11 protein-coding genes are annotated in these 12,193 nt (G+C 51.3%); 10 read left to right on the forward strand and 1 reads right to left on the reverse strand.

Translation table 11 applies throughout. From position 1 onward, the window contains the following. The 10 genes from B498_RS20085 to B498_RS20040 form a co-directional block, all read left to right on the forward strand. The coding region (locus B498_RS20085; RefSeq protein WP_008499493.1) for a type VI secretion system Vgr family protein at positions 1-828 on the forward strand (828 nt) is incomplete at its 5' end. Further along, positions 821-1,318: a hypothetical protein gene (locus tag B498_RS20080; protein ID WP_072205790.1), complete on the forward strand. Its 498-nt coding sequence runs from the start codon at positions 821-823 to the stop codon at positions 1,316-1,318. The genes B498_RS20085 and B498_RS20080, both read left to right, overlap by 8 nt. A gap of 75 nt (positions 1,319-1,393) precedes the next feature. Next, on the forward strand, positions 1,394-1,948 hold the full coding sequence (locus B498_RS20075) for a hypothetical protein (protein ID WP_230964495.1): 555 nt from the start codon (positions 1,394-1,396) through the stop codon (positions 1,946-1,948). Between the two features lie 3 nt (positions 1,949-1,951). Next, entirely contained in the window at positions 1,952-3,028 is a 1,077-nt protein-coding gene (locus tag B498_RS20070) for a hypothetical protein (protein ID WP_008499496.1), read from the forward strand. A gap of 75 nt (positions 3,029-3,103) precedes the next feature. Beyond that, a complete protein-coding gene (locus tag B498_RS20065; protein ID WP_008499497.1) occupies positions 3,104-3,544 on the forward strand; it encodes a DcrB-related protein in 441 nt (146 codons plus the stop codon). Positions 3,545-3,547: 3 nt separating this feature from the next. After that, positions 3,548-7,936, forward strand: a complete 4,389-nt coding sequence (locus tag B498_RS20060) for an RHS repeat-associated core domain-containing protein (RefSeq protein WP_008499498.1) — start codon at positions 3,548-3,550, stop codon at positions 7,934-7,936. Beyond that, positions 7,936-8,595 carry an Imm43 family immunity protein gene (locus tag B498_RS20055; protein WP_008499499.1) on the forward strand — a complete coding sequence of 220 codons (660 nt, stop codon included), beginning with the start codon at positions 7,936-7,938 and terminating at the stop codon, positions 8,593-8,595. Before B498_RS20060 ends, B498_RS20055 begins: the two co-directional genes overlap by 1 nt. A gap of 146 nt (positions 8,596-8,741) precedes the next feature. Beyond that, positions 8,742-9,305: a hypothetical protein gene (locus tag B498_RS20050; protein ID WP_008499500.1), complete on the forward strand. Its 564-nt coding sequence runs from the start codon at positions 8,742-8,744 to the stop codon at positions 9,303-9,305. 116 nt (positions 9,306-9,421) lie between these two features. Further along, entirely contained in the window at positions 9,422-9,844 is a 423-nt protein-coding gene (locus B498_RS20045; protein WP_008499501.1) for a hypothetical protein, read from the forward strand. Between the two features lie 142 nt (positions 9,845-9,986). Further along, positions 9,987-10,505 (forward strand): hypothetical protein, encoded by a 519-nt coding sequence (locus tag B498_RS20040; RefSeq protein WP_008499502.1) that lies wholly within the window; start codon positions 9,987-9,989, stop codon positions 10,503-10,505. 506 nt (positions 10,506-11,011) lie between these two features. On the opposite strand, the gene ychF is transcribed toward B498_RS20040, so the two are convergent. After that, positions 11,012-12,106 (reverse strand): redox-regulated ATPase YchF, encoded by a 1,095-nt coding sequence (gene ychF / locus B498_RS20035; RefSeq protein WP_003856650.1) that lies wholly within the window; start codon positions 12,104-12,106, stop codon positions 11,012-11,014. Positions 12,107-12,193: the final 87 nt, after the last annotated feature.

The raw sequence follows: 12,193 nt of genomic DNA on the forward strand, positions 1-12,193 counted from the left end.
CAGACCGCGAAGGTGGTGGGGCCGAAGGGCGAGAGTATCTGGACGGACAAATACGGCCGGGTGAAGGTGAAGTTCCACTGGGACCGTCTGGCGAAGGGCGATGACACCAGCTCCTGCTGGGTGCGCGTGTCGAGCGCGTGGGCGGGCCAGGGCTACGGCGGGGTGCAAATCCCGCGCGTGGGCGATGAGGTGGTGGTGGACTTTATCAACGGCGACCCGGACCGTCCGATCATTACCGGGCGCGTGTACAACGACGCGAGCATGCCGCCGTGGGCGCTGCCGGCTGCGGCGACGCAGATGGGCTTTATGAGCCGCACAAAAGACGGTTCCGTGGACAATGCCAACGCCCTGCGGTTTGAGGACAAGGCTGGCGCAGAGCAGGTATGGATCCAGGCCGAGCGCAACATGGACACCAGCGTTAAAAATGATGAAACGCACAGCGTCGGCGGAGCGCGCAGCCATTACGTGAAGAAAAATGAACTGCATCGCGTGGAAGCGAATCAGACCCAGGCTGTGAAAGGTGGCACCGAGATCCTGACGGGGAAAGGCAAGCTGGATGCGGCGGTGGAGCAGTACGTCATTGCTTCCGGGACGAAGCTGCGGCTGGTCTCCGGTGAGAGTGCCATTGAGCTGAATGCTAACGGCAAGATTAACCTGATCGGCAAAGAGTTTAACTTCTTTGTCGAAGGGGATGGTTATATCACCACGGGCGGTAAGCTTCATCTGAACACGTCGGGAACCAAGCCGGGCACGACGGCGCCGGGATCGGGGCATAAAGGGGATATTGATGCGGCGGTGCAGGCGAAATTTACGCCAAAAGATGAGTAAGGCCGGTGCGGTACTTATCGCATTATTAACGACGGGAATGGCTGAAGGAGACGCTCAGAAAAAGGATCTTTGGATGTTTATTTCCGGGATGAGCGCATCGCTTAAGACCTTATCCGTTACAACCCTTAGTAATGCGCCGTTATCGTTTAAGATGACCAGGCAAAATGAATATATCAATTTCTACAATGCCGACGATATCAAACTCGCTGATGGGACGAACATAACCGCAATTGAGTTACGTTTAAGCAAAGATAACGACGGCATGGCGCCTTTACTGAATTTTTCACCCTCCTCAGGTCAATGCATAACGCTTGATACCGTTAAAAAGCGCTATCCGCAGTTGAGGTTAACTGATTATCCGCGCGGCCGTTCGGAGAACGAAGCGACCAGCTATACAGCCCGAAAAGATATGAATGGACAAAAGGTGAGCTTCAGTTTCACCGTGAAAAATCCTCACTGTCTGGGTTCAGTCGTCATTAGCGCAGACTAAGAAATACTGCACTCATGTCCTGGCGGTTTCTTCTGGATGATAATAGCAATACACATTCAATAAATGACGATTAACGTGAAAAAACACACGCCGACATTTCTTTTTTCTGCCCTGATGTTTACCTGTCTCGGCAGCAATGTGGTTTTGGCTCAGGTGATGCCTCCCGTTCTGACAAAACGGGATTTTTCTGTGCAGATCAAAGACCAGCCTGTCGCATTGGGCGACCGATGGTCTCCTGATAGTGCCCGTAAAATTGATGTGCCGTGGGAAGGCAGCTTTGTCGGTGAGGTTCCTTTTGACGGAACGAACTATAAATTCTACCAGCATCAAAGGACTGGGTTAGAAATATTCAGTTCCAATCTCTGGTGGGATAAAGCTGAACGAAGCGTTGATGATTATATCGTGTCGCAGATTACGCTGACTGCCGAAGACTTCGCAACGCCGCGGGGTATCCATGTGGGTTCAACAACTAGAGAGCTGAACAACGCATACGGCAATGGCCTTGTTGAAAATGATTCCGGGACACAGTGGGTTTCCTATGCGTTGGGTAAAAAAGTACTCTCTTTTGGGATGAAGGGCGGCAACGTTGTGAAAATGACAATGAATTACGATAATGGTTCTTCAGAGTAAATTATGCCCAATAAATTTTTAGCATCCGCATTGTGCGCGGCTTTATTGGCTGGCGTCGTTGAAACCTCTACGGCACTTGAATTATCGCAGTACAATAAGCTCAATACGGTAAGTCGCATCGTTAATGATAGCGAAGTGACGGACATTCTCAGGAAAACGCTGGGAAATCATTACCAGGCCTTTATTGATAACTTTGATGTCTTCGGTGAACCGCATACCACTCCAGGTGGAGGATTGTTTGTTGAGGGCTGGCTAAAGGATCTCTACCAGGAAAATGCCTCAGCGCTGGTTATCAATCCTGACGGCAAAATCTTCGCGGCCTGGGTGGTTCCAGAATCAAACGTTATCCATTACCAGTCCTCTGATAATAGTCAGCCGATTAATGCCGATATTCAGCAATGGGCCGCCAGGTTCAATACGATGCAGTTTGCAGCGAACAGCCAATCGAGACCTGCGTTTGACGGGGTTTGGGCAGGCGGGGTTGGCAACGACTCGACGTTAACCCTGCAGTTAGCTGAATCAGGCAACCGTATCACCGGGTCTTATTGCTATATCTCCCAGAGAGGAAACCGCATCGACTGCCCGGAAGATGATGAGCGAAATCTTAGCGGTACGATCGCAGGAAACCGTGCGAACGTTGAGTTCAACTCATCGTTTGGCGGCGCAGGCGGACGGGCTGTTCTGGAAATAAAGGGGAGTGAGATGGAATGGCGTTTAGTTACTCCTCCTCAAAAAGGAAATTATTATGCTCCGCAGCGTTATACGTTACGTAAAGCCGCTTCGGTTCAAAACGCTGAAACCAGAAAACTGGACACCGAAAGGTTCGCTATTTCTCTTATAAATAAGTGCGGTCATTTTGATAGCGAATGTGATCAGATGGTCTATCTCGGCGTGCGCAAAAGCGATAACAGTACGATCTCCTTAAGGGGAAAAACGTTGCACGACTCCGCAGGTAAAATAATCGGCTCAACCTACAAGAATGGCGAGATCGCTTATACCGTGACGTATGCACCCGTGAAATTGGTTGTCAGCAAAGGCAGCCATGTTTTAGTCGAACAATCAGGTCAATGGCGTAAATAATAAAACAGCCAGCCAAAGGGCCAACATGGATTGGCCTTTTTGTTTCTCTCAATATTAATCATCCCGAGTTCACTTATGAAATACACCCTCCAGGAAGGTTCATTTTCCCTTTTTCCTGCTGCCTGGCAGGATAACAGCATGAACATTATTCGCGATGACGAAAGCGGGCTGTCCGTGGTGGTCAGCCGCGGCGTGATTCCCGATGGCAGCGACTACGAACAAGAGTTTCACCGCCAGTGGGATGTGTTGCGTCCTCAGATGGGTGAGATCGCCCAGAGCGAATTCCGGAACGTAAACGCCGGGCCTGACGGAAAAATTAGCGGACTGGAAGTCGAGACCACCTTTGACCGTAACGGACAGCGCCTGTGGCAAAAACAGCTGGCCGTGCAGACGCCGGGCAAACCGATATTGATGATTTTTACCCTCTCGGCATTAAGAGCCTTTACCAAAGAGGACGAGGTGCGCTGGAGCGCGCTTAAGCAGAGTCTGACGCTAAACGACAACCGGAATGTGTAAGGCATGAGCGATAACAACGCGGCCCGTAAGGGCGACGAGATTATTCACTCCAGCATTTTTGCTGATATCACCAGCATTGTGGCGGAAGGTGCCGCCTATGCGGTGATCGGTGCGGCAGTGGGGCTGGCGGCTACGGCCGCCGCGCCACTCCTCGGTGCCGGAGCCGCCGCAGCGGGCGTGGCGGCGATTGGGTCCAGCTGTCTGTTAAGCGGGATTATCGGTGGCGTGCTGGCGAACGTGGCGGGGATCACCGACGATATCAGCAACGCCGCGGAAGGGTTAGGCAATGCGCTTTTCCCGCCGTCGCCTGCGGGTAAAATCACCACCGGTTCGAACAACGTACTGACCAACGCAATCCCTGCCGCGCGCGCGGCAGGCACGCTCACGCCCGCCGATACCCCGTCCCCTGAGCCGCAGTCGCCGGGCAGCTTTGCCGATTACGCGGGCATGCTGCTTTCCGCCGCCGGACAGTTTGGCAGCGAAATGTGGCAGCCGAGCGTGGCCTCAGCCGCCGCGGGAACCTCGCCGCTGGAAGAAGATAAGGTGGCGTGTGAAAAGCACTCCGGGCCGCAGTATCTGGCGGAAGGCTCCAAAAGCGTCTTTATCAACGGGCAGCCCGCGGTGCGTGCGAAAGATCGCACCACCTGCGAAGGCACCGTTTCCGACGACGTCTCCCCGAACGTGATCATCGGCGGGGACACGCTTACGGTCCGTGATATCAAAAGCGGTAAAACGCCGGGTCTGGCGCTGGGGATGATTGCGCTCTCCCTGCTGCGCGGGCGTCCGGGCAAGATCCTGAAAAACATGCCCTGCGCGCTGGCCGCGGCCGGCGGCGGGATGCTGGCGGATATGGCGGTCAACGCCGTGTTTGGCTCCTCGCATCCGGTCCATGCCGCCACCGGCGTGAAGGTGCTGAACGACGACGACGAGCTCGACTTCTCGCTGCCGGGGCGCTTCCCGCTTCGCTGGCAGCGCAGCTACAACAGCCTGACCACCCGCGAAGGGCTGTTCGGCCTGGGCTGGGCAACGACCTTTGACAGCTATCTCTCGCTGGAAGATAACAATGCGACCTGGTTCGATGAAACCGGGCGCGAGCTGAGCTTTGAACTGCCGCCTGTCGACCGCGCGTTTTACAGCATCAGCGAAGGCATCATTATCCGCCGCAATGAGAACGGCGACGTGGCGATTGCCGACGATGACGGCGCGGTGTGGCGTCTGTATAAACCCACCCGGGCGAACCCCTCAATCCTGCGTCTGGCCTCCCTTAGCGATGAATACGGCAATGCGCTGCTGACGGCGTGGGACGAACACGGCAGGCTGGTTGGTATCCATGATGAGCCGCGGGCCATCGACGTCTCCCTGCGCTATGACGATGAACGTTTCCCGCTGCGCGTGACCGCAGCCAGCCATTTCGACGGCAACCAAACCTGGCCGCTGATGCAGTGGGGCTACGACGCGCGCGGCCAGCTGGCGAGCGCGACGGATGCCTCCGGCGTGGTGACGCGTGAATACCGTTACAACGACCACGGCCTGATGGTCTGGCACCGGATGCCGGGCGGGCTGGAGAGCGAATACCGCTGGAAAAAATTCGATCACTGGCGCGTGGTGGAAAACCGCACCAGCACCGGCGACGGCTGCCGCTTTAGCTATGATTTAGCCGCCGGGCTGACGACCGTCGAGCACTACGATGGTCAGACGCGCCGCCACTACTGGAACGCGCAGAATCTGATTGTCCGCTACGTAGACGAGCGCGGTGAAAACTGGCGCTACGAGTGGGATGATAACGAGCTTCTCACGCGTCGCATCGATCCGCTCGGCAACGCCGTCACCTTCGTCTACGACGAGATGGGCAACCGGGTGCAGGAGACCGATGCCGACGGCAATACCCGCACCACCACCTGGCTGGAGCACCGCGCGCTTCCCGCGGCCATTATCGAAGCCGACGGCAGCGCCACCCGGTTCTGGTACGACGAACATCACGGGCTGAAGCGCGTGGTGGACCCGATGGGGCAGACGACGCAGCTGCGACGGGACGAGTTTGGCCTGGTTGTAGAAGAGGTCGATGCCGCAGGCAACAGCCGCTATCAGGAGTACAACGAGGCCGGGCAGATCGTCCGTTCGACGGACTGTTCCGGGCGTATTACCCGCTATCGCTATCACCCGCTGGGCTGGCTGGTGGCTGAGACTGGCGCCGACGGTGAAGATACGCGTTACCGCTACGACGCCGCAGGGCGTCCGGTGCAGCTCGACCGCCCGGAAGGCTGGACGGAGTCGCTCAAATGGAACGAACGTGGCCTGCCGGTGAAGCATGCGGGCGCCGACGGGAAAGAGAGCGAGTTCAGATACGACGAGGCGGGGCGCTTAACCGCCACCCGAAATACGCAGGGTGAAGAGGTGCGCCGCCGCTGGGACAGCCGCGGGCGTCTGATTGCCCTGGAAAACGAGAACGGCGAAGCGTATCAGTTCCGCTGGGGGCCAGACTCGCTGCTGCTGGAAGAGGTGGGGCTCGATGGCGTGGCCTCGCAGTATCGCTATGATGCCTGCGGGCGCACGATTGCGCGCACCTTTGCCGCCGGCCATCCGGAGGCCATCACCCACGCCTTCGCCTGGAGCGCGAGCGGCCAGCTGGTCGCCCGCACCACGCTGGAAGGGCAGACCCGCTACCATTACACGCCGTCCGGGCTATTAAGCCGGATTGGGCTGCATCCGGCGCTTTCAGCCGACGCGTGGACCACCGAGGCAGAGCAGGAGCTTGCCTTTGAGTATGACGCACTCGGTCGCGTCACCCGCGAAGCGGGCGAGCACGGCGAGCTGGCGTGGGAGTATGACGCGCTGGGCAACCGCACCTCCGTCACGCTGCCCGATGGTCGCGAGCTGAAGCAGTTCTACTACGGCAGCGGGCATCTGCTCAGCATTGCGCTCGATAAGCTGTCGGTCTCCGACTTTACCCGCGACGAACTCCACCGGGAGACCAGCCGCACCCAGGGGCTGCTGACCACCCGCAGCGAGTACGATCGTCTTGGGCGCCTGCATCGCCGGGACGTCTTTACCGGCAATGCGCAGCGCCCGTCGCCGCGCCGCTGGTCCCGCCGCTGGGATTATGACTACCGCAATAACCTGGTGCGCGAAGAGCGGGACGATAACCCGTTCAGCTGGTACCGCTGGCAGTACGACAGCGCCGGGCGCCTGCTCGTTCAGGACGGCACGCTGCCTGGCCAGGAGCAGTGGCGCTGGGATGCAGCCGGTAACCCGCTCGAAGGATCTGCTGAGAAGGTCACGCACAACCGCCTGACGCAGCTGAACGGCATTCGCTGGCGTTATGACATCCACGGCCGCACCGTGGAGAAGGATAACGGCCAGACGCGCTGGCACTACCGCTACGACGGCGAACATCGCCTGACGGAAGTCATCAGCCAGCCGCGGGACCGCAACAAACCGCAGACGCAGGTCAGCTTCCGCTACGATCCGCTCGGTCGCCGCATCAGCAAAACGCGCCGCCAGATGCTGGGCGGACTGCCAACCGGCAAGCCGGTCACCACCCGGTTTGTCTGGGAAGGGTTCCGGCTGCTGCAGGAAGTGCACGGGGATGTGCCGCTGACCTACGTTTACAGCGATCAGGACAGTTACGACCCGCTGGCGCGTATTGACGGCGTTGATGCTCCGGAGATCTTCTGGTTCCACTGCCAGCCCAACGGCACGCCGGAGCGGATGACAGATATCGAAGGGCAGGTGCGCTGGGAAGGGGTAAACAGCGCCTGGGGCAAGCTGCTGCGGGAAAGCGAGACGCAGGTATCAGGATATTCTCAGAACCTGCGCATGCAGGGGCAATACCTGGACCGTGAGACAGGGCTGCACTACAATCTGTTCCGGTATTATGACCCGGACTGCGGAAGATTTACGCAGCAGGACCCGATAGGGCTGGCGGGGGGGATAAATCTTTACCAGTATGCGCCGAATGCGCTGGGGTGGGTGGATCCGTGGGGGCTATCTAATAGCGGTATATTAGATAAAGCTATGGCTGGTAAAGTTGGTGATAGACTTTCTGCTCACCATGTTATACCCGTTGAGGTGTGGAAAGAGAACCAATCATTCTTCAATAATATTGGTATCGGAAAAGACATGAACTCTGCATTTAATGGTATTCATGTTCCAGGTAGTGCATCAGCGATGAAACAAGATGCAGGGAAAGGTATGGATGTTTTCCATAGTAGTAATCATCATAACTATAGTGACATTGTCCGTCAGCGCATTGCTCGTGTTGAGCAACGATATAATTCTGGAAGATTGGATGCTAAAGGGGCGAGGATAGCTATAAGGCGGATCCAGATTGATATGAAGAATAAAATTTGGATGGGACATGTTCCCACAACAAAATGCAGGAGAATGAATTAATGTCCTATTATGTGATCATGAATGACTTTGAATCATCACTCATGCCAAGAAATTTACAGGGCATGGTTGATGAAAGATTACAAATCGATGAAAACTGGGAAATAGAAGGCTCTGCATTTTCCTTCCCTTATCGAATAACAGACGATGCATGCCCAGACCGTATTTATTTGTTGTGCAATAAAAATGTTGGGGCTTTGAAATTTGACTATTATAAAAAAGACTTTGGACACTTGATGGATAAGTCTTTATTTTCAATTTTTGAAAATTATAAGCACACTGTTTTTTTTGGCCGAGATATAACACCAGTTTCGATTGGGAATGGTCAAGTTCTTCGGGATGATTTTAAATATGTATATTTTCCAGGCGGCGATGTTATAGATGAGGATAAATCTATTCTCGAAGAGGATAAGTTCGGAGATATCATACCTTTTAAAATTGAATTCAATGATGATGCGCTTGAATATGATATACTTTCGTTGAACGACACATTGTTAGGTGGTTTTATTATTGTTAAACAAGAGGTCAAGGAAGTTATAGAAAGTAAAGGATTCCGGGGGGTGAAACTTGTTCCACTGGAAAATGCTTTAGACGTTTTCTGTGAAGATTACTTCTACGAAATAGACTCAAATCGTAAAAGAAAGGGCAATAAACTACCTTAATATTGAAGGGTGTCGTGCCATTATTGATTCTTTGTTTTTCTTTTTTAATGGCGCGAAGAAGTTCTTTGGATTATGGGTACATTTTTCAACTATGGGTCATAGTAATTTTAAGAGTAGCCAATAATGTTAACTCTTAAAGAGGAATAATGCATATAAAAAATACTATCCAAGACTTTGTTAACAAATTCAAAATGATTGATTTAAATATGGGAGAGATAGTATATACAGACGATGAGAATGAAATTTCTTTTCCTGTAAATTTAAATGGTGAAATTCGATTTTTTTATAGCCATTTGATTTTAAATGACCACCCAACATTTGATGGTGCCTTCTTTATACAGATTGTTGAGCCCCAAGAGCTAAAAGAAATGTTATCAGGCTGGAGAGTTCAAAATGATACGGCTTGGCACGATGATTATGTAATCTTTGCTGAAAGAAATGGAGATGTTCTTTTTTGTGATACCAAAAATATAACCTCTCCAGTTTATGGTAGTATCCAAAAAAGAAATTTCATCATTTCCAGTTCCTTAGCTGACTTTTTGGATTCTTTTTGTTCTGCCATTGAGATAGAACAAAGTAAATATGATGGTGATGTTACAGCTGATGATTTTAATTTTAGAGAGGACTTTCTGAAAGATATCGATTTAATGCTAAAAAACAAGCTAAAGGATGTTGAGGCAGAAGGCTTTAAGCAATTCTTTTTTGACTAGGTTAATAATAAAAACTAACACTTTTAGAACCCTCCTTGCTTCTGACAACATTTTTCGCTTAAATCCACTTTTATATAGGCAAGGAGGTCTCTTTTCGATTGATAATTAATAAAAATATGAAAAACGGTTTCGATAAATTTGATGAAAAAGTTACATCTCTTGTACAAAAAGGAAACGAGTTTCACGGCAACCAAAAATACGCCGAGGCTTTAGAGCAATACCAAAAAGCCTGGCAAGCTCTTCCTGAACCAAAGCTCGAATCTGAATTTGCCAACTGGATCTCTGCCTGCATGTACAGCGCATATTTTGATCTCGCGGATTACGCTGAGGCAAAGAAATGGGGAGAGACGACATTACGGACACGTGGATCGGATATAGACACTGCACCCTTAATCGATCTCGGCATGGTCTGTTATGAGTTAAATCAATTCGAGGAAGCGTATAAATATTTTAACGATGCTTATAACTACGGCAAAGAGCGTGCGTTTCAGGATAGACCTAAAAAATATCTAGAGTTCTATCTGCGCAAAAGAGGATAAGTTCGTTACTGTATAAAAAAAATCAAACATTACGCGTGGATCCGACTACGCCAGGTAGGTCGTATGAATTACCATCAATATGGGCAGAATGGCTTGAAGAAGTAGCGATTCCAGGCTCCGGGAATGTAAGATAGGTTACTATATGAATATCAATAAAGATGACGAACTCCTTGTGATAGTTAAGTATGAAGGAAGATTTTATTGGTTCGTTGCATTCAAGGAAATGTGGGTCTTAGACAGAGTTAAATGGGTAGAGGATTTTGTGAAAAGTGGGGTGGAAATAAACCTACAGAATATCCATAAGGAAAGATATGACATACCAGTAGTAAATGAAGAAAACGCGCAGATATTCATTGATGGTTTAATTAACGATGGTTATCCATACAATAAGAATGACATGGCTGAGGAGTTTTATAATAGGCTTTCGCAAAAAACAACTTGGTGGGATATATATGAACTTATGCCGGATTTATTTATAGACTTTGATAATAAAAGATTATATTCGGAATATGTTGAGAGTATGCATTATCAAGAATATGTTCCTGATGGTTGGCAAGGTGAACTTGTTGATTTTTGCAGTAATGGATCGTTACCTCAAGATGAAATGTTCTGGATAAAAAATGAAATTGATCATAGAAGCGTTTTGATCGCTAAAGGATAAAATATATTTTCAGCATACCCTTTTTAGACAACGCAATGGTCGATTCAACACGCTAATTAGTGTTTGTGTTAAGCGAAACAAAGCCGTTACCAACCGTTTTGACCATCTTCAACGCTCAGAGTGAAAAACTATTTTGGTCTGCATCTCCTGAAGGCGCTATTTTCTATTACTTAACATTAAACCAGTCAAAGGAAGTGGTTGTTGTATGTAATTTTACAGTAATACAAAATGGCTGGCATAATTGGTTTTATTCTTGGGATATGAATCGTAACGCGTTGTCTAGATCAGGACCTTCGTACCAAATTCACATTTAACATTAAAATTACAGCGACAAGAGTGCCTGAAACTGGCGTACGCAAAGGGGGCATACCTGCTAAAGGTGAGAGACTTGCCTGACCAGACCAGCACCCTTTTCAGACGTTAAAACTTGCGACTGCCGAAATCATTCTCTTTACCATGTAAAAAAAATCCACGCCAAAGCGTGGATTTTTTTCATTCAAAACCAATCAAACGTTAAACAGGAAGTTCATCACATCGCCATCTTTAACGATGTAATCTTTCCCTTCTGCACGCATCTTGCCTGCTTCTTTCGCGCCTTGCTCACCCTTGTAGGTAATGAAGTCTTCAAACGCGATAGTCTGTGCGCGAATAAAGCCTTTCTCGAAGTCGGTGTGGATCTTACCGGCCGCCTGAGGCGCAGTCGCACCCACAGGAATCGTCCACGCACGCACTTCCTTCACGCCAGCGGTGAAGTAGGTCTGCAGGTTCAGCAGCTCATAGCCTGCGCGGATCACACGGTTCAGGCCCGGCTCTTCCAGACCCAGTTCGGCCATGAACTCTTCACGGTCGGCGTCGTCCAGCTCGGCGATGTCGGATTCAACGGCAGCACACACGGCAACAACCACAGAACCTTCCGCCGCAGCGATTTCACGCACTTTGTCGAGGTACGGGTTGTTCTCGAAACCGTCTTCGTTAACGTTGGCGATGTACATGGTTGGCTTCAGGGTCAGGAAGCTCAGGTATTTGATCGCCGCTTTGTCTTCGTCAGTCAGGTTTTTCAGCGCGCGCAGCATGCCGGCGTTTTCCAGCTGTGGCAGACATTTTTCCAGCGCAGCCAGTTCCGCTTTCGCGTCCTTGTCGCCGCCTTTTGCTTTCTTCTGCACGCGGTGAATTGCACGTTCGCAGGTGTCGAGGTCAGAGAGCGCCAGCTCGGTGTTGATGACGTCGATGTCGTCAGCCGGATCCACTTTGTTGTTAACGTGGATGATGTTGTCGTTCTCGAAGCAGCGCACTACGTGGCCGATCGCTTCGGTTTCACGAATGTTGGTCAGGAACTGGTTACCCAGACCTTCGCCTTTGGATGCGCCTTTCACCAGGCCCGCGATGTCCACGAATTCCATGGTGGTGGGCAGAATGCGCTGCGGCTTCACGATTTCCGCGAGCTGGTCCAGACGCGGATCAGGCATTGGCACCACGCCGGTGTTCGGTTCGATGGTACAGAACGGGAAGTTCGCCGCTTCGATACCCGCTTTGGTAAGCGCGTTAAACAGGGTGGATTTGCCCACGTTTGGCAGACCGACGATACCGCATTTGAATCCCATTTCTAAATCACCTTAATATCTTGATAATCAATCCGTTAACGATAACCGATTGATGAAAAGTAAATAACTACGCCTATTATACACGTA

It is taken from the genome of Enterobacter sp. SST3 (assembly GCF_000286655.1).
Classification (GTDB): Bacteria; Pseudomonadota; Gammaproteobacteria; order Enterobacterales; family Enterobacteriaceae; genus Enterobacter; species Enterobacter roggenkampii.

Coding starts and splice junctions, on each gene's coding strand:
- B498_RS20080 (WP_072205790.1), top strand. CDS start 821: ATGAGTAAGGCCGGTGCGGTACTTATCGCATTATTAACGACGGGAATG.
- B498_RS20070 (WP_008499496.1), top strand. CDS start 1,952: ATGCCCAATAAATTTTTAGCATCCGCATTGTGCGCGGCTTTATTGGCT.
- B498_RS20065 (WP_008499497.1), top strand. CDS start 3,104: ATGAAATACACCCTCCAGGAAGGTTCATTTTCCCTTTTTCCTGCTGCC.
- B498_RS20060 (WP_008499498.1), top strand. CDS start 3,548: ATGAGCGATAACAACGCGGCCCGTAAGGGCGACGAGATTATTCACTCC.
- B498_RS20055 (WP_008499499.1), top strand. CDS start 7,936: ATGTCCTATTATGTGATCATGAATGACTTTGAATCATCACTCATGCCA.
- B498_RS20050 (WP_008499500.1), top strand. CDS start 8,742: ATGCATATAAAAAATACTATCCAAGACTTTGTTAACAAATTCAAAATG.
- B498_RS20045 (WP_008499501.1), top strand. CDS start 9,422: ATGAAAAACGGTTTCGATAAATTTGATGAAAAAGTTACATCTCTTGTA.
- B498_RS20040 (WP_008499502.1), top strand. CDS start 9,987: ATGAATATCAATAAAGATGACGAACTCCTTGTGATAGTTAAGTATGAA.
- ychF (WP_003856650.1), bottom strand. CDS start 12,106: ATGGGATTCAAATGCGGTATCGTCGGTCTGCCAAACGTGGGCAAATCC.